20 protein-coding genes are annotated in these 21186 nt (G+C 68.3%); 12 read left to right on the top strand and 8 right to left on the bottom strand.

What is annotated here, in order from left to right; all coding sequences use genetic code 11:
• Window positions 1–3: 3 nt before the first annotated feature.
• The 3 genes from CYFUS_RS43430 to CYFUS_RS51375 form a co-directional block, all read right to left on the bottom strand.
• The gene (locus CYFUS_RS43430) at window positions 4–963 is read right to left on the bottom strand and encodes a hemerythrin domain-containing protein (protein WP_095990570.1); all 960 of its coding nucleotides are present in this window, start codon (window positions 961–963) and stop codon (window positions 4–6) included.
• Between the two features lie 48 nt (window positions 964–1011).
• Window positions 1012–1617 (bottom strand): glutathione S-transferase family protein, encoded by a 606-nt coding sequence (locus tag CYFUS_RS43425; protein WP_095990569.1) that lies wholly within the window; start codon window positions 1615–1617, stop codon window positions 1012–1014.
• 116 nt (window positions 1618–1733) lie between these two features.
• Window positions 1734–1904, bottom strand: a complete 171-nt coding sequence (locus CYFUS_RS51375) for a hypothetical protein (protein ID WP_157758986.1) — start codon at window positions 1902–1904, stop codon at window positions 1734–1736.
• Window positions 1905–2276: 372 nt separating this feature from the next.
• On the opposite strand from CYFUS_RS51375, the gene CYFUS_RS43420 reads away from it, so the two are divergent.
• Window positions 2277–2867 carry a YbhB/YbcL family Raf kinase inhibitor-like protein gene (locus CYFUS_RS43420; RefSeq protein ID WP_095990568.1) on the top strand — a complete coding sequence of 197 codons (591 nt, stop codon included), beginning with the start codon at window positions 2277–2279 and terminating at the stop codon, window positions 2865–2867.
• Here the strand turns inward: CYFUS_RS43420 and CYFUS_RS43415 are convergent.
• Window positions 2849–3283 carry a winged helix-turn-helix transcriptional regulator gene (locus CYFUS_RS43415; protein ID WP_095990567.1) on the bottom strand — a complete coding sequence of 145 codons (435 nt, stop codon included), beginning with the start codon at window positions 3281–3283 and terminating at the stop codon, window positions 2849–2851. The two genes, CYFUS_RS43420 and CYFUS_RS43415, sit on opposite strands and share 19 nt — an antisense overlap.
• 104 nt (window positions 3284–3387) lie before the next feature.
• Here CYFUS_RS43415 and CYFUS_RS43410 point away from each other — a divergent pair, with 104 nt between their 5' ends.
• A complete protein-coding gene (locus CYFUS_RS43410) occupies window positions 3388–4095 on the top strand; it encodes an NAD(P)H-dependent oxidoreductase (RefSeq protein ID WP_095990566.1) in 708 nt (235 codons plus the stop codon).
• Window positions 4096–4246: 151 nt separating this feature from the next.
• Window positions 4247–4525, top strand: coding sequence for a hypothetical protein (locus tag CYFUS_RS43405; protein ID WP_095990565.1), 279 nt, complete (start codon window positions 4247–4249; stop codon window positions 4523–4525).
• 49 nt (window positions 4526–4574) lie between these two features.
• Here CYFUS_RS43405 and CYFUS_RS43400 read toward each other — a convergent pair whose 3' ends face one another.
• Together CYFUS_RS43400 and CYFUS_RS43395 are read right to left on the bottom strand one after the other, a co-directional pair.
• Window positions 4575–6362: a M56 family metallopeptidase gene (locus tag CYFUS_RS43400; protein ID WP_095990564.1), complete on the bottom strand. Its 1788-nt coding sequence runs from the start codon at window positions 6360–6362 to the stop codon at window positions 4575–4577.
• The gene (locus tag CYFUS_RS43395; RefSeq protein ID WP_095990563.1) at window positions 6359–6745 is read right to left on the bottom strand and encodes a BlaI/MecI/CopY family transcriptional regulator; all 387 of its coding nucleotides are present in this window, start codon (window positions 6743–6745) and stop codon (window positions 6359–6361) included. Before CYFUS_RS43395 ends, CYFUS_RS43400 begins: the two co-directional genes overlap by 4 nt.
• A gap of 269 nt (window positions 6746–7014) precedes the next feature.
• Between CYFUS_RS43395 and CYFUS_RS43390 the strand changes: the two genes are divergently transcribed.
• From CYFUS_RS43390 to CYFUS_RS43365, 6 genes are all read left to right on the top strand, one after another.
• Window positions 7015–8535 carry an acetyl-CoA hydrolase/transferase C-terminal domain-containing protein gene (locus CYFUS_RS43390; RefSeq protein ID WP_232537139.1) on the top strand — a complete coding sequence of 507 codons (1521 nt, stop codon included), beginning with the start codon at window positions 7015–7017 and terminating at the stop codon, window positions 8533–8535.
• A gap of 178 nt (window positions 8536–8713) precedes the next feature.
• On the top strand, window positions 8714–9535 hold the full coding sequence (locus CYFUS_RS43385; protein WP_095992574.1) for a mechanosensitive ion channel family protein: 822 nt from the start codon (window positions 8714–8716) through the stop codon (window positions 9533–9535).
• Between the two features lie 144 nt (window positions 9536–9679).
• On the top strand, window positions 9680–11149 hold the full coding sequence (locus CYFUS_RS43380; RefSeq protein ID WP_095990561.1) for an MDR family MFS transporter: 1470 nt from the start codon (window positions 9680–9682) through the stop codon (window positions 11147–11149).
• 40 nt (window positions 11150–11189) lie between these two features.
• The gene (locus tag CYFUS_RS43375; RefSeq protein ID WP_095990560.1) at window positions 11190–11735 is read left to right on the top strand and encodes a DUF1697 domain-containing protein; all 546 of its coding nucleotides are present in this window, start codon (window positions 11190–11192) and stop codon (window positions 11733–11735) included.
• A gap of 132 nt (window positions 11736–11867) precedes the next feature.
• Window positions 11868–12959: a PAS domain-containing sensor histidine kinase gene (locus CYFUS_RS43370; protein WP_198316339.1), complete on the top strand. Its 1092-nt coding sequence runs from the start codon at window positions 11868–11870 to the stop codon at window positions 12957–12959.
• Entirely contained in the window at window positions 12956–13372 is a 417-nt protein-coding gene (locus CYFUS_RS43365) for a response regulator (protein WP_095990558.1), read from the top strand. The genes CYFUS_RS43370 and CYFUS_RS43365 overlap by 4 nt, the downstream gene beginning before the upstream one ends.
• Before the next feature lie 27 nt (window positions 13373–13399).
• On the opposite strand, the gene CYFUS_RS43360 is transcribed toward CYFUS_RS43365, so the two are convergent.
• Window positions 13400–14587, bottom strand: coding sequence for a cytochrome P450 (locus tag CYFUS_RS43360; RefSeq protein ID WP_095990557.1), 1188 nt, complete (start codon window positions 14585–14587; stop codon window positions 13400–13402).
• 95 nt (window positions 14588–14682) lie between these two features.
• Window positions 14683–17319 (bottom strand): alpha-amylase family glycosyl hydrolase, encoded by a 2637-nt coding sequence (locus tag CYFUS_RS43355; RefSeq protein ID WP_095990556.1) that lies wholly within the window; start codon window positions 17317–17319, stop codon window positions 14683–14685.
• A gap of 203 nt (window positions 17320–17522) precedes the next feature.
• Here CYFUS_RS43355 and CYFUS_RS43350 point away from each other — a divergent pair, with 203 nt between their 5' ends.
• The 3 genes from CYFUS_RS43350 to CYFUS_RS43340 are packed head-to-tail and all read left to right on the top strand — an operon-like array spanning window position 17523 to window position 21174.
• Window positions 17523–18944: a hypothetical protein gene (locus tag CYFUS_RS43350; protein WP_198316338.1), complete on the top strand. Its 1422-nt coding sequence runs from the start codon at window positions 17523–17525 to the stop codon at window positions 18942–18944.
• Window positions 18934–19611 (top strand): hypothetical protein, encoded by a 678-nt coding sequence (locus CYFUS_RS43345; RefSeq protein ID WP_095990555.1) that lies wholly within the window; start codon window positions 18934–18936, stop codon window positions 19609–19611. Before CYFUS_RS43350 ends, CYFUS_RS43345 begins: the two co-directional genes overlap by 11 nt.
• A gap of 9 nt (window positions 19612–19620) precedes the next feature.
• Complete coding sequence (locus CYFUS_RS43340; protein WP_095990554.1) at window positions 19621–21174, top strand: hypothetical protein; 1554 nt, start codon at window positions 19621–19623, stop codon at window positions 21172–21174.
• The last annotated feature ends 12 nt before the right edge of the window (window positions 21175–21186 follow it).

The following is a 21186-nucleotide window of genomic DNA, read 5'->3' as shown; positions in this document are numbered from 1 at the left end:
CCTTCATGCTCTCGGGGAGGACTTCCCGGCGGAATTGCCTTTCTCGCTGGTGGTGCGCTTGTGCGCGGTCTTCCCGGCGGGGGCGCTCGCCTGGCGGCTCATGCTTCCCCGCTGTCTTGGCGGATGGGACGCCTTCACGCGGTGGACGCTCGCACCATCGCGGCGTGGCTCCCCGTTTCCCATTCTGGGGGTGACATCACTCGCCGCCTGTTCCGCCATGCGCCGGGCACTCCGGGTCGCGTCGCGCGCCATGCTCCGGGTCTCCTCGAGCACATCGCTCGTCACCTTCAGTCCCCGGCCCGGGGCCTCGAGCGTCCACTTGCGTGCCTCCTCGCTCACCTCCTCCGCGCGCTCGCGTCCCACCTTCGCGAGTTGCCGTGTCCACTCCAGGCCGCGTTCCACCAGCTCGGTGACCAGATCCCGGCCCCGGTCGAACACCGCCACCAGCGGCATCACCAGGTTGCCAGGAGGCTCATCCGGGAGCATCGGGTGCGGGTGCGTCGGCACCGCTCGCTTCGCGAGGGCGAGCGCGTCCGCCATGGCCTCGAGCTCCTCCTGGGTGAACGTCTGGTGGATACGGGCGAACAGCCCGTTCTCCTCCTCCTCGATGTGGTGCAGCACGTTCTGCACCAGCACGGTGAACCGCGCGTCGAACCGCGGCTCCTCCGGACTCATCCGCTGGATCGCGGCGAGTTCCCACTTCGCGACCCGGTGCTCCTCGAGGGACTCGTCGATCCGCTCGATCCACCTCGGATCGTGCGCCTTCACCGAGGGGTAGAAGACCTGCTCCTCGATGGCGGCGTGGATGGAAAGCTCCAGGATGATGCGCCGGGAGATCTCCTGCTTCTTCCTGACCTCCCCTCCGTGCTTGAGCGCTTCGTAACGCTTGAACAGCTTCCGGAGGGTGGCGTGGTCTTGTTTGAGTAGAGAGATGGCGTCCATGGCGCAATGGGTAAGCATCATGACGCGATGCGCCAGGGCCGCTTGCTCGCACGCTTCGTGCGGGTGTTCCTAGCCGCCCGACGTGATCTTGTAGGCCAGGCGCGAGGTGATGCGTTCGAGGTAGTTCTTGAAGATGGGCTCGTCCAGGCCGGGTGCGCCGAACTTCGCGCCCCAGCTCAGCTGGGCACCGACGTAGACGTCGGCCGCGCTGAACTGCTCCCCGAGGATGTAGGGGCCGGGGACGAGCATCTTCTTGAGCGCGTTGATCGTTTCCTCGTAGCTGCCGTAGCCCAGGGCGCCTTTGCGCTCGACCGGCGGACGCTTGAACATGGTGTCGATCAGCGCCGGCTCGAAACAGCCCGCGCCGAAGAAGAGCCAGCGCAGATATGTGCCGCGGCGCGGGTCTCCGGGCAGCGGGGCGAGCCCGGCCTGGGGGAACGTGTCGGCGAGGTAGGTGATGATCGCGGCCGTCTCGGTGATGACGGTGCCGTCGTGCACGAGCGTCGGCAGCTTGCCCATCGGATTGATGGCGAGGAACTCCGGCGTCTTGTGCTCCTGCTTCTCCATGTCGATGATCACGGTCCGATAGGGCACGCCACCGAGTTCCTCGAGCATCCAATGCACCATCTGCGCTCGCGACCTGGGGTTGTGGTAGAAGACGATCTCGTCGCTCATGTGCCGTTCTCCTAAGCTAGGGGGCGCGGAGCGTACGCTGGGCGCTCGCTTCCCAGCATGGAAATCTCCTGGCGGCGGTAGCGCTCGATGTGCGCGCTGCCCTCCTATCGTGAGGGCTACCCGCCCTTCTGGGACGTGTCCTTCTGGGGCTTGCCCTTCGTGGGGTCGTCCTCGCCGGGCTTCTTCTTGAGCGTCCCCAGGCTCGAACTCCACCACTCCGGGCCCAGCAGCAGGAAGACGCCGCCAAACGCCAGCACCCCCAACAGCGACACGATGATCACTTCCATACATTCCTCCCGGGCCCGGGGCCCCACATATCGATGTGCCCGGCGGTGGCCCGGAGCAGCTCGATTCCGAGGAAAGCCATGGGGTCCGCCGTCCGCGCGACCAGTGGAGAGCCGGGGGACCTGGGCCGCGGACAGGCGCCACCCGGGCGTCCTACGGCCGGGCAGCGGGTGCCCGAGCCGCCATCGGAACGCCAGGTGGCCACAAGAGGCCCGACCTTAACGTGAACCCCGGAGGCGGACAACCGCCGGAGGCACGCCCCACGACGTGGCCCGGGTGCTCCGTGCGCGCCCATGCCTTTTTCCCGTCGAGTTGAAGCAGCCGGGCGAGTACGTGCTCGAGCCTCGAGGGGAACTCGTTCCTAGCTTCGTCGGATGAACCTGAACCACACGTTGCGAAGCCTCGTCCTGGGCATGCCCCGGATGTTGCGCGGACGTCCCGGCGAGCGAGCGGGAGAAGAGCGACTCGCCCAATACCGGCTGGACTTGAGCCAGGTGGCTCCCCTGGTGGTGATGAGTCCCGCCTTCGTGAAGGGGCGCGACATTCCCGTGCACTACACCGCCGATGGTGCGGGGCTCAGTCCGCCGTTGCGCTGGGGCGCGGGCCCCACGGGCACTCAATCCTTCGTGGTCTGGATGGAGGATCCGGACGCGCCCACCCCCGAGCCGTTCGTCCACTGGCTCGTCGCGGACCTGGACGCCGGGCGCGACTCCCTGCCCGAGGGCATCCCGGCGCAGGGCGCGGACGTGGCGGTGCAAGGTCGCAACAGCTTCCTGCGCGTGGGCTACACCGGCTGTGCTCCGCCCTGGGGGGACGTCCCGCACCGCTACCACCTCCAGGTGCTGGCGCTCGACCAGCGCCTCGAGCTCGAGCCGGGCTTTGGACGCCAGCAGCTCTACCGGGCCGTGCAAGGTCATGTGCTCGCGTTCGGCGAGACCGTGGGCGTCTACGCGCGTCCCGGGTAGGCCCGACGGGGTGGGCGCACGGGCACCTCGACAGGGGCGCCCATCTCCTCCAGCGGGGCCTCCGCCCCCTCGCCCGTGCCCGCGAGCAGGCGTTTCTCGTGGCGCCGTCCCCACTCGAGCATGAGGAGGATGATGGGCTCGAGACTCTTGCCGAACGGGGTGAGCGAGTACTCCACCTTGGGGGGCACCTGTGGGTAGACCTCGCGGTGCACCACCCCGTCCACCTCGAGTTCGCGCAGCTGGTTGGTGAGCATCTGCAGCGTGATGCGCGGCATGAGCCGCCGGAACTCGTTGAAGCGCAGCGTTCCCTTGTTGATCAGATAGAAGAGGATGACGCTCTTCCACTTCCCGCCAATGACGTTGAGGGTCAATTCCACCGGGCAGCAGAAGTCCGAGGGTTTGCGTTGTTTCTTCATCCGGCCTCCACACTCTACTTTTACTGACTATATGCGAAAATCATGAGTACTTGAATCCGGGGAAGAGGAAGCGAATAAGAGGAGCCTCCAACCCAGAGGTCTCCATGAATGTCTTCATCGTGCACGCGCACCCCGAGCCCCAGAGCTTCAACGGGGCGCTCACCCGTCATGCCCAGAAGGTGCTGACCGCTCAGGGGCATCAGGTCGTGGTGTCCGATCTCCACGCCATGGGGTGGGATCCCGTGTCGGATCGCCGCAACTTCGTGACACGCAAGGATCCCACCTTCTTCAAGCAGCAGCAGGAGGAGCTGCACGCCGGGGCGCACGACGGCTTCGCTCCGGAGATCAAGGCCGAGCTCGACAAGCTCCTGCGGTGCGATGTGCTCATCTTTCAATTCCCGATCTGGTGGTTCTCCCTCCCGGCCATCCTCAAGGGGTGGGTGGACCGGGTGTTCGCCATGGGAACCATCTACGGTGGGGGCCGGTGGTTCGACACCGGGGTGCTGCGGGGCAAGCGGGCCATGCTGTCGTTGACGACGGGGGGCGGGGAGCCCCAGTTCTCCGAGGACGGGTTGTTCGGCTCGCTGGAGCAACTGCTCCTTCCCATCCACCACGGCATCTTCCGTTTCACGGGGCTGGATGTCCTGCCGCCGTTCGTCGCCTGGAGCGTCGCGCATGTCGGCGAGGAGGCAAGGGCCCGCTACCTCGAGGCCTATGGCCAGCGGCTCGTCTCGCTGGAGACGACGGAGCTGCTGCGCTTCCCGTCGTTCTCGGAGTTCGAGCCGAAGACGTTGACGCGCAAGCGGGCCTGAGGCCCACGAGGGGCCGATGCGAGCGATTGCCGGAGTGGACGCTTCGACCCGGTTGACGGGAGTGGAGGGCGTCTCACTTTAAAAGGGGAGGGAGGGAGCGTGTGTCATGGTCGCCGGAACCCCTGGACGTGCTTTCTACCCTCCATCCCATATGGCGTTTGCCATTGGGTACGTCCTCTCCGTGGTGGCGCTCTTCGTGGGCCTCCTGGCCGACTCCGTGCCGTGGCTGGCGCTGGGCGCCTGGCTCGGGATCAGCCTGACGGTGCTCGTCATCGACCACGCGGTCAGCCAGAAGCGGCCGAGCGCTGGACGTGAGGACACGGAGGGTTTCAGCGCCGCCTTCCGGGGCAGTACCGAGGCGCTCCTCATCATCTCGGTGCTGGCCGTGCTCGCCCTGCTCACGGGCCTCGTCGTCCGTCAGACCGGCTGAGCCATGGGGAGGGTGAGCAGGAGGGCGCCCGGCTTTCCGAGCGGAGGCGTCAGCGCTTCACGGGCTCGGCCAGGCCCTTGCGGATCGCGTCGTCCAACAGGGTCCGCACCTTCTTCTGTGCCTCCTGGTTGGCCAACTCCATCTGCCGGCCGAGCACTTCCATCGGCTTGGCGAGCTCTTCCATCTGCTGGCCAAGCTCCTCCATCGGCTGGGTGAAGACCTTCATCTGCCGGCCGAGCTCCTCCATCTGCTGTTCGAGCGGTTCCATCTCGCGCTCCAACTCCTGCTCCCGGCGCTCGAACTCCGGGGACACCTGCGCGTTCGTTCTCCCCAGCCGATGCCGCTCCATGGCGAGATCGGCTCGCTTCTGCGCCACTGCCGCCATCTTCATTCCGATGGTTGCCTGCTTGTGGCCCAGTTCGGCCTGCTTCTGGCCCAGCTCGGATTGCTTGTGGCCCAGCTCGGATTGCTTGTGGCCCAGCTCGGATTGCTTGTCGCCGATCGCCCGCTGCGCGTCGAACGACTCCAGGGTGGCCTTCAACGTCGCCGCGTCCCGGATGATGTACTCCTGGCCGTCCCGGCGCACATAGAGGAGAGGCTCCTTTCCCGCTCCCGCCAGCGCGCGTGCCACCCTCAAGTCCTCCGTCGAGCCGGACATGGTCGTGTGGTGGGGGGGATCGATGAGGACATACGAGAGTGCGGAGCCGTCGTCCGCTCGCGGGGCGCTCAGCGCGGGAAGGGGCACGGCGAGGTTGCCCGAGACACCGGGAGCCGTGGCGGTGACGGGGGTCTCGCGGGCGACCACCTGGAAGGGGACGAGCGCCACCAGGGCGAGTCCTCCCAGCACCCAGCGGGCCCAGTGGGGGTGACGCTTCGACTCGGTATCCGCGTGTTCCAGCATGGCGATTCTCCGTTTCAGGGCCGCGAGGTGTGACGGTGCACCGGATGCCGCCGCCGCGGCCGGCGCGCGGGCGACACCAAAGAGGAGCAGAAGGCGTCCATAGTCGTGGGGCTCGGCGCCGGTGGCCTGGAGCGCGGCGGCGTCACAGGCTTCCTCACGGGCGAGCGCGTACTCCCGGCAGGCCCGCCGCACGAGCGGGTGGAAGAAGAACACGGCTCGCGCGAGCGCCGGCACCCAGCCGAGCCACAAGTCCCGGCGCCGCACGTGGGCGAGCTCGTGCGCGAGTGCCATGCGCTGCTCCAGGGGAGACAGCGACTCCAGCGCGCGGCGCGGCAGGATGATCTCGGGTCGGAGCAGGCCGAGCGCGAGAGGGCCGGGTGCCTGCTCGGAGACGAGCAGGGAGGGAATCCGCGTGAGACCCAGCTCCCGTCCCAGCGTCATCGCGGCCTGGTGGAGCGCGTCGTCCTCGAGCGGCCGGGCCTCGCGCCGGAGGTGGCGCAGGCGCACCAGCCCCTGGAGCAACTCCCGTCCCTGCCATGCGAGCCCCCCGAGCCACAGCAGCAGCACCGCTTCCTTCCAGGGTGCTCCCCGCGTGGGCTTCTCGTCGCGCACGGGCGCGCGCGGAGCATCCACCGGCCGCGCGTCGTCGTGGGTCAGCGCGAGCCCGGGGGCTACCGTCTCCACGCGGGCCGTGGACGCCTCGGGTGCGGGCATCAGCGGCAGGCGCACCGCTCCCACCGCGCACAGGCCCACCAGGCACTTGAGCCCCACGAGCCACCACAGCGTGGTCCGCGCGGAGGCGGGCAGCTTCGGCCACACGCGCGTGAGGGCCCATACCCCCAGTGCCCAGAAGGCCGCCTGCCAGGACACCTGCCACAGCGTCCGCGCCACGGCGAGCGCCAGTTCACGTCCCGCGTTCCAGTCCAGCGCGCTCATGACTCCCCCTCCTTCTTCGACTTGAGCCGGGCGACGGCTTCCTCGAGCTGGCGCAGTTCCTCGTCGCTGACCTCATCGGTCTCGGACAGCCACGTGGCGAAGGGCGACAGCGAGCCCGCCAGCGACTTCTTCACGAAGTCCCCCACCACGCCGCGCAAGAGCTCCGCCAGCGGCATGCTCGAGCTGTACTGGTAGACGCCCTCCACCTTGCGCCGGGTGAGGTGCCCCTTGCTCCGCAGCCGCTCCATCACCGTGAGGATGGTGGAGCGCGCCAGCCCCTGCGGCTCGCCGAACTTCTCCGCCGCCTCCCCCACGGTGACGGGACCGTGCTCCGCCACCCAGCGCAGCAGCGTCAGTTCCTGTTCTCCCACCGGCTTCTTCATGTTCCCGCCCGCGTGACTACAAGTGTCGTCACGAAGCAAGGTACGTCCTGACTACGGTTGTAGTCAAGCAGGTGGGACGTGAATTCGTCGCGCCGGGGACGCCCGACGACCTGGTCCGTAGTGGCGTCGGTGCCCGACAGGGTGCCCGGTAGGCGACGAATCTCCTTTTGGGGGCCCTCACATCGTCTGCTGAATGCTCCGACGACTTTTTCTTTGGGCCGGTGTGCTTGTGGTGAGGCGTGGTTCCGATGCATTGGATGCTGCTCGCCATGAGCTCACTGCAGAAGCGGATCGAGAACGCGGAGTTGTTGGCCAAGGTCGTCCCGGTGGAAGAGGCGGTCAAGCACGTCACCGACGGCAACACCGTGGCCATCAGTGGTTTCACCAAGTCGGGCGAGCCGAAGACCTTCTTCCCGGCCCTGGCCCGGCACTTCGCCGAGACCGCTCCCGCCTCGCGCATCACGCTGCTCAGCGGCGCCTCGCTCGCCGACGACGTGGAGGGGCCCATGGCTCCCTTCATCCGCAAGCGCGGGCCGTACATGTCCTCGGCCGCCTCGCGCAAGCTCATCCACTCGGGGGAGATGGACTTCACCGACGTGCACCTGTCCGCCTTCGCGCGCAACCTCATGTACGGCTTCTATGGGGAGATCGACGTCGCCGTCGTCGAGGTGTCGCGCATCCTCGCGGACGGCAGCGTCATCCTCTCCTCGTCGGTGGGCATCTCCGCCGAGGCGCTCTCCCGGGCACGCAAGGTCATCCTCGAGGTGAACACCGCGGTGCCGGACTACACGGGCTTCCACGACATCGCCCTGCCCGCGGTGCACCCCAAGGTGGGCTGGCCGCTGCCGCTGCTCAACGTGCGGGATCGCATCGGCACGCCCAACGTCGAGTTCGACCACCGCAAGGTGGTGGCCGTCGTCGAGTCGCGCACGCCCGACCATCCGGTGCCCTTCAAGGGCACGAGTGAGACGGACCGCCGCATCGCGCAGAACGTCATCGCCTTCCTGCTCCAGTGCCGCGATCAGTTCGGCTGGGGTGAGCGTCTGCCCCCCATCCAGTCCGGCGTGGGCAACGTGGCCAACGCCATCATCGGTGAGCTGTACACGTCCCCCTTCCAGAAGATCCGCTTCTGGACCGAGGTCTTCCAGGACGGAATGCTGCGCTACCTGGAGGACGACGCGAAGTTCGAGAACGCCTCGGCCACCGCGGTGTCGTTCTCGGCGGATGGGCGCCGGCGCTTCATGGAGCTGTTCGAGCGCTGCCGGGACAAGCTGGTGCTGCGGCCCATGTGGCTGTCCAACAGCCCGGAGATCATCTCCCGCCTGTTCGTCATCGCGATGAACACCCCCATCGAGGTGGACATCTACGGCCACGTCAACTCCACCCACATCGACGGCTCGCGCATCGTCAACGGGCTGGGGGGCTCGGGAGACTTCTTCCGCAACGCCTACCTGAGCATCGTGCACACGCCGTCCACCCGGCCGCTCAAGGACGGGCGCACGGTGAGCTGCGTGATGCCGTACGTGCGGCACATCGACCACACCGAGCACGACATCAAGTGCGTCGTCACCGAGCACGGCTACGCGCTCAACATGGACATCCGCTCGCCCAAGCGCCGCGCCGTGGACATCATCGACAAGTGCGCGCACCCGCACTTCCGCCCGCTGCTGCACGCCTACCTGGACATGGCGGGCGCCGGCGACGAGCCCCGGCCCACCGACCTCAAGGCCCTGGAGGGTTGGTGGCGCGAGTACGGCGAGGCCTGCGCCTCCTTCCCCAAGGGAGGCTGAGCCGCGCCAGGCGTGTCAACACCCCGTGCTGACACGCCAGGCATGGGCCCTGACGGGCCCCGGTAGGGGCCCTCCCCGGGCGGGGAGGGGACCAGACACATGGGCATGAGGCTTGCTAGTGTGCGCGGAGCCGCCGGCCAAGGACGGCGGCCTTCTCCTCAAAGGCATCCCCGTTCCCATGGAATCACTCATCGAGCAGCTCAAGACCCTGGCCCTCACGCAAGCCCTCCCCTTCTTCATGAAGCTGGGCGTCGCGATCGTCCTCTGGTTCGTGGGGCGCTCGCTCATCGCCGGTTTCCAGCGCGTGCTGAACCTCGCGCTCAACAAGCGCAAGCTGGACGCCACGCTCATCCGCTACACCGAGTCACTCTTCTCGGGCGCCTTCACCATCCTGCTGCTGCTGGCGCTGCTGGGGATGATGGGCATCGAGACCACCTCGTTCGCCGCGCTGCTGGCCGCGGCGGGCATCGCCATCGGCTCGGCGTGGGCGGGCCTGTTGGGGAACTTCGCCGCGGGCGTCTTCCTGCTCGTGCTGCGGCCCTTCCGCGTCGGAGATGCGATCTCCTCGGCGGGTGTGTCGGGCACGGTCCAGGAGGTCGGTCTGTTCGTCACCGTCCTCGAGACACCGGACAACCTGCGCATCATCGTGGGCAACAGCCGGTTGCTCAGCGACAACATCGTCAACTACAGCCACCACGCCAACCGGCAGGTCTCCATCAAGGTGCCGCTGCGGCACGGTGCCGACGTCGCCGCGATCAAGCGGGCCCTGGTGGAGCGGGTGGCCGCGGTGCCGGGGGTGCTGGCGCAGCCCGCGCTCTCCATCGGCTTCGCGGAGTTCACCGTGAAGGGCCCCGTGTTGATGGTCCAGGCGTGGTGCCAGAACGCATCGTTCGGCCCGGTGTCGGGTGGCATGAGCGAGGCCATCGCGGAGGCCCTGATCCTCTCGGGCTATGCCGCTCCCCAGGACAACGCCGCTTCGCGGATCGCCAAGGTCGGCTGAAGCCAGGAGGACCCTCACCGGGAGCGTGTCCAACGACTCTCGGAGAGCACGTTCATCACCGGAGTGGAGTCGAGCAGGACGCGGGGTGGAGCCGGGGGTGCATTTGAGGTGGCGCCCTGGCGGCCCACTCGCTAGGCAGGGCGGATGCGTACCACGCAACGTCCCCTGACTACCCTGGCCCTCGCCCTGTGTCTCTTCATGGCGGCCCTGGAGATGACGGTCGTCTCCACGGCCATGCCCACGGTGGTGAGCGACCTGGGCGGGCTGCACAGCTACGCGTGGGTCTTCACCGCGTACATGCTCGCCTCCACCATCACCGTGCCCATCTACGGCAAGCTCGCGGACCTCTACGGTCGCAAGCCCGTGCTCCTCTTCGGCGTGGGCCTGTTCCTCGTGGGCTCCATCGCCAGTGGCCTGGCCACGTCCATGGGCATGCTCATCGCCTTCCGCACGCTCCAGGGGCTCGGGGCGGGCGCCATGCAGCCCGTGGCGCTCACCGTGGTGGGGGACCTCTACACGCTCGAGCAGCGCGCCCGCGTCCAGGGTGCCTTCAGCGCCGTGTGGGGCATCGCCGGCCTGGTGGGTCCCCTCACCGGCGGGCTCATCGTGAAGTACCTCACCTGGCATTGGATCTTCTTCGTCAACGTCCCCATCGGCGTGGGCGCGATGCTGCTGCTCGGCGTCTTCTTCCACGAGCGCATCCAGCGCAAACCCCAGCGGCTGGACATCGCGGGGGCGGTGCTGCTCTCCGCGGGCGTGGTGCTGCTGCTCATCGGGGTGCAGGGCATGGACCACCAGCTCCCCGCGCTCGTGGGGGCGGGGGTGTTGCTCGCCGCCTTCGTGTTCGTGGAGCTCCGGGCGGCCGAGCCCCTCCTGCCGATGTCCCTCTTCCGGATTCCCGCCATCGCCATCTCCTCGGTGGCCGGCGCGCTCTTCTCCTCCGCGCAGTTCGGTGCCACCACCTACGTGCCGTTGTACGTGCAGGCCGTGCTGGGCGGCTCTCCCACCATGGCCGGCGGGATGATCACCCCGATGATCGTCGGCTGGCCCCTGGCGAGCCTCCTGGCGGGACGGCTCATCCTCAGGATGGGCTTTCGTCCGCTCATCATCGGCGGATTCGGGATGGCGGGAGCGGGCACGGCGCTGATGGCGCTGCTGCTCAAGCCGGGCGCGCCCCTGCTCGTCCCCGAGGTGGCCATGGGGGTGTTCGGCCTCGGTCTGGGCTTTGCCTCCACGTCGCTGCTCATCGCGGTGCAGACGAGCGTGGGCTGGGAGCTGCGAGGCGTGGCCACCGCGAGCAACATGTTCTTCCGCACCATCGGCGGGGCGCTGGGCGTGGGGGTGATGGGCGGGGTGATGGTGTCCAAGTTGCTCGAGGATCCCAGCATTCCCCTGTCCGCGGCCAATCAGATCCTCAGTCCCGAGCATGGCCGGGGCCTCGCGCCCGAGGTGCTGCACACGCTCGGTGATGCGCTCGGCCGCGGCCTGTCCCTCAACTTCTGGCTCATCTGCGCCTCGGCCCTGGGTGCCTTCTCCGCCGGGCTCTTCTTCCCCCGGACCCATCGCCCCACTCCCACCTCCCTGCCCTCCAGCGACGCGGTGGCGCCGCACTGAGGGCCTCCCCTCGCGCGCATGGGCGTGGCACGCTTGCTCCATGTCCCGGATCATCCTGCTTCTTCGCGGCGTCAACGTGGGCGGGCATCGCAAGGTGCCCATGGAGCAGCTCCGCCAGACGTGCCGCGACATCGGCTTCGACGACGTCGAGAGCTACATCCAGAGTGGCAACCTCGTCGTCACCGCTCCCGGGGGCGCGGAGGCCGCCGCGGCGATGCTCGAGACCGCGCTGCAACAGCGCTTCGGCTTCCCGGTGGATGTGATCGCCCGGACCGCCCGGCAGTGGGCGGCCTATGCCGCGGGCAGCCCCTTCCCGGACGCGGCCGAGAAGCAGCCGAACCTCCTGCATCTGGCGCTGTCCAAGCAGAAGCCGAAGCCGGGCGCGCTCGCCGCGCTTCGTGAGCGCGCCAGTGCCGGTGAGCTGCTCGAGGTCTCGGGCGACGCGCTCTGGGTGCTCTATTCCAGTGGTGTGGCTGGCACGAAGCTTGGTCCGGCGGTGCTCGACAAGGCCGTGGGCTCGCCTGTCACCGCGCGCAACTGGAAGACGGTGTTGAAGCTGCACGAGCTGGCGGGAGGCAAGCCGTAGGGCGTCCGTCTTCCTGGATGCACGAATGTCCGGGGCGCTTCCCCTGCCCGAAGGAAAGGCTCTTCATCAGAGGTTGAATCATCGACAGCTCGAGGGGTTCGGGTTCCGATGATGTCGACGACAGGGCGCTCCATGGAGACACCGCTTCCGGCAGACCAATACCGTCTGCTGGTCGAGCATGCGCCGACGATGGTGTGGCGCTCGGGCCTGGACGCCCAATGTGATTACTTCAACGCGACGTGGCTTCGCTTCACCGGTCGCACCCTCGAGCAAGAGGTGGGGCCTGGCTGGGTGTCGGGGGTCCATCCGGACGACGTGCGGCGGTGCCTGGACACGTACCTCTCCAGCTTCGAGCGGCGTCAGCCCTTCGAGATGGAGTACCGGCTGCGGCGGCATGATGGTGTCTACCGCTACATCTTCGATTGGGGCGTTCCCTTCACCGATGACCAGGGCCGGTTCGCCGGCTTCATCGGGAGCTGTGTCGACGTGCACGAGCGGCGCGAGATGGACCAGGCCAAGGCGACGTTCCTCGCCCTCGCCGCGCACGAGCTGCGCACGCCGCTCACCTCCATGGGCATGTACCTGGAGGCCGTGCGCCGGGAAGTCGGGACGCGGGGCGTCGCGGGGGGCGCACTGACGCGGCTGGGCGCCCAGCTCGAGCGGGTTTCCTCCCTGGTGCGGGAGCTGGAGGACACCGGCCGGTTGGATGCGCACATGCCGCTCGTCATGCGCAAGGAGGTGCTGGAGCTGGCGGAGGTGGTCCAGGCCGTCGTGGCCAATCACCGGGACATGGACAAGCACCGCACCCGGGGGCGGCAGCGGCATTCCTTCGAGCTCGCCATCGCCCCGGGTGCCTATCCCGTCCTGGGAGATCGCCAGCGTCTGGAACAGGTGCTGAACAACCTGCTCGCCAACGCGCTCAAGTTCTCGCCACAGGGGGGCACCCTTCACGTCTCCCTGTCGCGAGGCGCGAAGGAGTTCGAGCTGTCCGTGGCGGACCCGGGGATTGGCATTCCCGCCGCGGATCTTCCCACCCTGACCCGGCGCTACTTCCGCGCGAGCAACGTCTCCGCGGAGAACTTCCCCGGACTCGGGCTCGGGTTGTCACTCGTCAAGGACATCCTGGACGCGCATGGGGGCCAGGTGCGCATCCAGAGTGAGCAGGGCAAGGGCACCACTGTCACCGTCCTCCTTCCCGAGCACCAGCGAGAGGTGCGGCCATGAAGAAGCGTCTGCTCCTCGTCGACGATGATCCGGACATCCTCGACTCGCTCGCTCTGCTGCTCGAGCAGCAGTACGACATCACCGTCGCCGAGGACGGGATGAGCGCGCTGGCGCTGGTGGAGCAACAGCGGTTCGACGCCGTGGTGCTCGACCTGATGATGCCCGTGCTCGATGGCACCCGGTTCCTCCAGACGCTGCGCCAGCGGGGGGACCTCCAGACGCCCGTCATCCTCATCTCCGCGCACCGTGACCTCGACAAGCACATGATGCTGCACCGCCGACTGGGGGCCTTCGCCTCCCTGCGCAAGCCCTTCGATATCCAGGAGCTGGAGAAGCGGCTCGAGCAGGCCCTGAGTCAGCGAGAGCCGGGGGGTTGGGCTCCAAGCGGGGCTTGCCCTCCTGAGCGCTCGTGAGGTGGGTGAACACGGACCGCGCGGCCGTCACGCTGGCAGGAAGCGGACCGGCATCTTCAACGGGCCGCTCGTGACGATGCTCCGGTTCCACACCACACCCTCGGGGATGAGCGAGAAACCGCTGAACCGGTCGAGCAGGGCGTCGAGGCCCGCCCGGGCCTCGAGCCGCGCCAGGAAGGCTCCGAGGCAGAAGTGGCTGCCAGCCCCGAAAGGGATGCCCGGCTGCTCCCGATCCAGGTCGAAGCGGTCGGCGTGGGGAAAACGGGCCTCGTCGCGGTTGGCCGAGGCGATGAGCGGCAGGACGCATGTGCCCCGCTCGATGCGCACGCCGGACAGCTCCACGTCGGTCGTGACGATGCGCGGCAGCCCCCGCACCGGGCCGTCGTAGCGCAGCATCTCCTCGATGAACTTCGGCAGCAGCTCGCGGTCGGCGCGCAGCCGTTCGAACACGTCGGGGCGCTCGGCCAGCAACGGCAGCGCGTGGGCGAAGAAGAAGCTCGTCGTCTCGAGTCCCGCCGCCAGCAGGGTGAAGGCGAGCCCGATGATCTCCTGGTCACCGAGCCGCTGCCCGTCGGGGCCGCCCTGCACGATGAGGCCCATCACGTCGTCGCCCGGCTGGGAGCGCCGCGCGTCGATGATTTGCTGCACGTAGCGCTTCATCTCGGCGATGGTGTCGCGGGTGCGGGTCACGTGCTCGTCGTTCTCGGGAACGGGTGCGATGCTGACGAGGACCTCCGTCCAGCGCTTGTAGTGGCGCTCGAGCGTGGGATCGATTCCCAGCAGGTCGCTGATGGTGCGAGCGGGCAGTGGGGTGGCGAACTCCTCCATGAAGTCCACCTCGCCCCGGGCGAGCAGGCCATCCGCCAGCCGGGCGGCGTTCGCGCGGACCTTCTCTTCGAGGCGGTTGATGGCCACGGGGGTGAAGGCACGGCTGACCAGGGAGCGCAGGCGGGCGTGCTCCTTGCCATCGGACGCGGCGAGGGATTGGGCGAGCGGGTTGTCTCCCACCCACGCCGGCTGCCACGCGAACCGGAAGCCGTGGGAGGAGAAGAGCTCCGGATGCTTGAGGACGTACTCCACGTCCTTGTACCGGCTGACGGCCACGAGTCCGCCGGGCTCTACCCGGCAGACCGGATGGTCGCGTCTGAGTTCCGCGTACAGGGGATAGGGATTCAGGCGGTGCGCGAGCGCCATCACATCCGGAGTCGGTTGCATCGGGCATCTCCAGGGCTGGGACAGGGCCGGTGTGGTGGGCCGCACCGGCGGGCCTCACGGAAGTATGACGATGCCGTTCTCCTCGGGGGAGGCCCTCAGGGCACGGTGAGCACGGGAGTGTCATCCAGGACGAGCGGTGACGTGGTGCCATCCGCACCCCAGAACTTCCACTGTTCGGACGTGGAGACGAGGGGCCGGTAGCCGTTGTCGTAGTCCCAGGTGGTGACGTAGACCTTCACGCCCTGGAGCGTCGACAGTCCGACGAACAGCTCTCCCGACAGGGTGAGGAAGACGGTGTGGGCGTTCTTGTCCACCTCGATGGCGGCGGTGGGGGAGACCGGGGTGCCCTCGTCGGTGGCGGAGGCTCCCTGGGGAGCGAACAAGGCGTTGGACCAGCCGTGGACGCGCAGGCGGTAGTTCCACGCCATGCCGACGGGAAGCGACGCGTTCTGTTGGGGCATCACGGTGAGACCCGAGCGTCCGGGCACGTCGATGTAGACGGTGAAGGCCACGTGGTCGAAGCCGTTCTGCGGATTCCAGGTGGTGGTGACGGTCTTCGTCTGGAGCGCGAGCTTGAGCGTGTTGCCCGAGCCCAGGAGGGTGACGCGGCGCAGGTCTCCCTGGTTGTTGACGCCCCAGGTCTCATCGGTGGGGTAGTGGTAGTTCTTCGTGGGGCCCACGTCATCCCCCTCGGGATCGTCGTGGGTGAGCAGGGTCGTGAAGACGCGCTCCACACGGAAGGTCCACGTGTCGGAGAGCACCTGGTCCTCCCCGGCCCACGCGACGAGCGAGTGCTGGAGGGTGCTGTCCGTCATGCCCTGGGTGCTGACGAGGGTGCTCCAGGAGCCATCCGCCCGCACCGTCACCAGGGGAGCACCCGCGAGCACGCCATCCACCACGAGGCGGAACGAGGACACGCCGGTGGCGGTGCCGGACAGCTCGAAGTCGCCCGGGACGGTGCCGCCGCTGGCGTTGGAGAGGGTGACGCGCGCGGTCTGGACGGGGGGCGGGACGACGTCGCCCGAGGGCTGGTAGACCCGGGCCGCGCGAGCGGGGAGCTTCAGGGACAGCCGTCCGTCCGCTCCGGTGCGCACGTCCCGAGCCTCCGGGTCCAGGCTCGCGAGCACCTTCAGCCCGCTGCCTCCGGCGAGGTCCGTGGGCAGGTTGTCCAGCAACACCTCTTCGTCCGAGGTGTTGAAGACGACGAACGCGACCTGTCCCGCGTCCTCCATCTTGAAGGCGAACACGCCCGCGCGTGCTTCGTTCTGCCGCAGCACCGTGGGGGTGCCATGCCGGAAGACGGCGTGCGTCTTGCGCAGCGTCGTCAGCTCGCGGATGAGGGCGTACAAGGGCGCCGTGGTGTCGAAGCGATCCCTGCCTCCCGAGCCGAACCCCTTCTGGAACATGGCGCCGCGCTGCTCGGTGAAGCCCTGCTCGGTGCCGTAATAGAGGACGGGAATGCCCGGCACGGTCATCATGAACAACAGCGCCTGCCGGAGCGCCGTCTCCGAGCCTCCCTTGAGGAAGCGGTCCACGTCGTGGTTGTCCAGGAAGGTGGGCATCAGGTGCGGACGCGGGAACGCCGTCGTCGCGCGCGTCATCCGGTAGCCGAGCTGGGACGTGGGGGCTCCCCGGGCGAACACGTCACCCGTCGTGCGGTAGAGCGGGAAGTCGAGCATGCCCGGTAGCAGGGCGTCACCCGTGGCCTCCTCCGTCAGGTACGAGGCGATCTTCCGGGTCGCGGTGTCCTGGAAGGGCAGGTCGGTGGCGTAGCCTTCGCCGAACGCGAGGAAGCCCTCCTTGCCCAGGCTCCGGGCGAACGGGACGACGCCCGGGTGGGCCGTGTCCGTGGCGTAGAGGAAGTCCTTGATGCTGGCCTGGGGCACGTAGAAGACCGTGTCCACGCGGAAGCCATCCACGCCCACCTCGCGGATCCAGAAGTCGTAGCTGTCCCGGAGGGCCGCGCGCACGGTGGCGTTCTCGGTGTCGAGGTCATCCAGGTCCGAGAGCTGCCAGTTCAGCTCCTGGTCTCGCACGCCGTAGTCCTGGATGGAGGGCGTCCAGTGGAAGACGTGGGCGTCGCGGTGGGCCGGACGGGTGGGATCCCACTGATCGAAGGGCGCCTGGGTGGGTCCACACGCGGGCCTGGCACCCGTGTTGAGCACCACGTGGGCGGACACGTCCGCGGGATCGTAGCGCGTGTACCGGAAGCAGTTGGCCATGTGGTTGAGGACGATGTCCTGCACCAGGTACATGCCGCGCGAGTGCAGCTCCCGCGACAGGCCCCGGTAGTCCTCCAGCGTGCCCAGATGAGGGTCCACCTGCTTGAAGTCGCGCGCCCAGTAGCCGTGGTAGCCACCGTAGTTGACGAGTGGATCCCACCACTGGTTCGCCACGGGCGGGGTGAGCCACACGGCCGTGGCGCCCAGGCCCTGGATGTAGTCGAGCCGCTCGCGCAGGCCCTTCAAGTCCCCACCGCTGTACTTCGCCCCATCCGCCGGGTCGTACTCGCCGGCGCCCTGGTCATCGTTGCCTGGCTCTCCGTTGGCGAAGCGGTCGGTCATGACGAAATAGAGGATCTGATCCCTCCAGTCCGGAGAGGGCACGTGGAGCGGATCCACGGGTGGTGGAGGAAGGGGCGTGACGGGGCCGGGCTGGGGGTCGCTCTTGCAGGCGAGCCATGCGGCGGCGACGCACACCGTGGCCAGACGCTTCGAGGAGAGGGAGGGCATGGCGTGGGAGCCTACCCGGGCACGGACGGCGTGGGAGGGCACGGTGGATGTGCCGGACGCGGCCGTCACGCCCAGGTGGGGCCGGGCCGGCGGCGAATGCTGGGGGGCTGGCCGTTCGACGGAATCTTCACGCGGCCTTTTTCCTTTTTTCGTCGCTGATGTGTCGTCCCTTTCATGAACGACTGTTTTGACGAGGTGTTCTCGTGTTTCGACGACTCATTGTAGGGGCCGCCGTGTTCCTATCGGGGGTGGCCCTGGCCAAACCTCCCGCGGGCGGAGCGTTCTGCTCCACCTATCCCACGGCTCCCGTGTGTGTGGGCCAGCAGCCGGCGTGCACGTACTGTCACGTCGCGCCGCCCCAACGCAACGTCTTCGGCGCCAGCCTGGAACCCCACCTGGTGCCCAACGCGGCGCGCCCCCTGTCCGACGGGGACTTCGCGGCCGCGCTTCCCTCGGCGCTCAAGGCCGTCGAGGCGCAGGACGCCGACGGTGACGGCGTGCCCAACCTCGTGGAGATCCAGCGCGGCACCTTCCCGGCCGATCCCAACAGCGTGCCCACGGATACCGGCCGCTGCCAGGCGGGCGAGAATTCCCAGTACGACGTGTGCCATTACGACGCGCGCTTCGCCTACAAGCGCCTCCTGCTCGACTTCTGTGGCACCCCGGTCACCTACGCGCAGCTCAAGGAGTTCAGCGCGTTGAGCGCCGATGCGCGGCTCGCCCGGCTCGACGCCGAGCTGGATCGGTGCACCCAGAGCGAGTTCTGGCGCGGCAAGAACGGGCAGTTGTGGAAGCTGGCGCACCCGAAGGTCCGCCCGGTGGGCTCGCTCAAGGGGGGCCCGGAGGACGCCGGGGCCATTCCGCTCGCGGACTACTATGACGACTACGCGCTCTACGCCTACGCGCAGCTCGACGATCACGACGCGCGCGAGGTGATGACGGCCAGGCACTACGTGCGCCGGGAGACCCACCCCACCCGCTACTCGGTGACGCAGACGCTGCCGTTGCAGGCCGTGGACGAGCTGCACCGCGCGGGCAACATCACCTCCGCGTGGAGTCTCATCTACTTCGTGATGTTCAGCGCGCTGCCGCGCAACGCCGCGTCCCAGGCGTACCGGGCCTACCTGGGCCTCGACATCGCCAAGCAGGAGGGCCTCTTCAGCATCCCCGGTGAGCCCCGTGACTACGACGCCAAGGGCGTGGACGCTCCCGCCTGCGCGGCCTGCCACGCGACGCTGGATCCGCTCAGCTACCCCTTCCGCAACTACGAGGGCCTGTCCTTCCCGCGCAACCCCGAGGTGCCCTGGGCGAGCTACGTGCCCGGCCGCATCGAGAAGCGCTTCGCCAACGCCTCGCCCATCATCACCCAGATGCCCGAGACCGGTTACCTCTTCGGCCAGCCGGTGAGCAGCCTCGTCGAGTGGGCGCAGGTCGGCGCCAACAGCGATGCCTTCGCCATCTCCGCCGTCACCGACTACTGGAAGCTGCTCGTGGGTCATCCTCCCACCGCCGAGGAGCACGCCGAGTTCGTCGCCACCTGGCAGCGCTTCAAGGGCACGCACCAGTACCGCGTGCAGCGCATGCTTCACGATCTGATCCGCACGGAGGCCTACGGTGCGCCCTGATTTCCTTCGCGTGTTGTTGCTGTCCTCCGCCTGTGTCCTCTCCGCGTGCCCCGCTCCCTCGCCCGCGCCCGGGGAGCCGGATGCCGGTACTCCGCCCGCCGATGCCGGTCCGGGTTCCTCCGGTGAGGTGGCGCCCTCCTCGCGCAACAACCTGCGCTTCAAGAATCCGGAGCAGCTCACGGCCCACTTCGCCTCGGCGCTGTCCCTGCCGCCAGAGCAGGTGTGCAACGAGCTGGGCCTGTACCCCTGCACCACGTACGTGCACAACGTGGCCCTGGGCGGCGTCGAGCCCTACGGCGTCGGCCTCTACGAGCCCCTGTCGTCCACGGGCGTGACGACCCCCATCGTCATCGATCGCGTGGCGCTGGCGGCCTGTATCCGACGCGTCTCGCTCGACATCGCCACTCCCGGAGAGACGAGCGTCTTCAAGGGCATCGAGCTCGACGCGCAGGGGCGTCTGGCCCACCGGGAAGGCGCGCCGGTCCGCGACGCCATCACCTCGCTCTACCAGCGCGCCCTGTTGCGAGACCCCAAGGAGGCCGAGGTGAACACCCTGTCGCAACTGGCCACCGAGATCGAGTCCAAGGGCAGCCAGACGCCGGGCCGCGACTGGATGATCGCGTCCTGCTTCGCCGTCCTCTCCTCCGCCGAATCCGTCTTCTTCTAAGGGAACGTCATGTCACTGCGTAACAATGGACGGCTCTCGCGCCGGGAAATGTTGAAGGCGTTGTCGATGTGCGCGGCGGGCTCCGCGATGGGGCCCCTGCTGACGGGTTGCCGGGATGCGCTCACCACCCCGGCGGCGCTCGAGCAGCTCGGGGGCGTGCGCCAGGCGCGCCTGGATGGCAAGCCCCGCTTCCTCATCGTGGTGGGCGCCGTGGGTGGCGCCTCCATCATCGACAGCATGCTGGCGGTACGGGCCGCGGAGACGACGGCGGCGGGCGGCAACCCCGAGAAGCTCAACACCTTCGCCGACTCACAGCTCGAGCTGGTGGACGGCTCTCCGTTCCGCGCCGTGAAGGTGAACAGCCCCCAGATGGGCAACATCCCCTATCCGGTGAAGACGGACCAGTCGGCCTTCGTGAAGAAGTACAAGGACTCGATGCTGGTGGCCACCACGGTGGGCACGTCGGTGAACCACGTCATCGCGCAGAAGCGCAGCCTCACCGGCAACGCCGCCTGGCGCGGCCGCACGTTGCAGGAGTGCGTGGCCCTCCAGTACGGCGCGGGTTTCCCCATTCCCAACGTGAACATGGGCAACTCGGGCTTCTCCGAGCGTGGCACCGACAGCTCCCTGCCGGCGCACTGCTACGGGGAGGTGGTGGCCAACCCCTCGCTCTGGCCCCTGGGTCTGGATGGCATCAAGGGCATCAAGGACGCGCCCTCTCGCGACGTGATGGCCCTGGCCCGGAACGTACGCAACTCGCTCGATGCCCAGTCGGTCTTCGGGAAGACCTTCGACGACGCGGCGGCGCTCAAGTTGTGGAACGAGCAGCGCACCGTGGGGCAGCCCGCGCTGGAGGTGCAGGATCTCATCAGCCGCCTCAACGTGCTGCCCGACCAGCCGCCGAAGACGCCGCTCTCCGAGTACGGCCTGTCGAGTTCGCCCGACGCGGAGCGGCTGCGCGCGGTGTTCCCCAATTACATGACGGATCCCGTGGAGGGGCAGGCGGCGCTGGCGTTCCTGCTGCTCAAGTACCGGGTGTCGGTGACGGTGACGCTGGGCCCGTCGTTCAACGTGGCGCTGACTCCGCCGTTCACGTTCACCAACCCGCCGCTGGCCTACGACTTCAGCCACAACGATCACCGCTCCATCCAGGCCTTCATGTGGTCGCGCATGATGGGCACCATCGACAAGCTCATCGAGCTGCTCAAGTCGGAGCCCTTCGACTCGAGCGGTGAGAGCCTGTGGGATCGCTCGTTGATCTACATGGCCACCGAGTTCGGGCGTACGCGCAACCGGACGGAGCCCTCGGAGATCTTCGGCACGGGGCATGACCTCAACAACGGGTTCATGATTCTCTCGCCGAGGGTCCGGGGCAACACGGTGCTCGGCGGCGTGGATCCGAAGACCACGCTCACCTACGGCTTCGACCCGCGCACCGGCGCGCCCCAGCCCGGCAAGGTGGACTCGAACGAGCCCGACATCTTCTCGGGCATCCTCACCGCGATGGGCGTCGACACCTCCGGCAGCGGGCTGCCCGACGCGAGCGCCTTCCTGCGCACCTGAGCCGCCCGGGAC

The sequence above is a fragment of the Cystobacter fuscus genome (genome assembly GCF_002305875.1).
Taxonomy (GTDB): domain Bacteria; phylum Myxococcota; class Myxococcia; order Myxococcales; family Myxococcaceae; genus Cystobacter; species Cystobacter fuscus_A.
The sequence above is the reverse complement of the archived record's forward strand: the minus strand, read 5'-3'. Positions and strand labels throughout refer to the sequence as shown.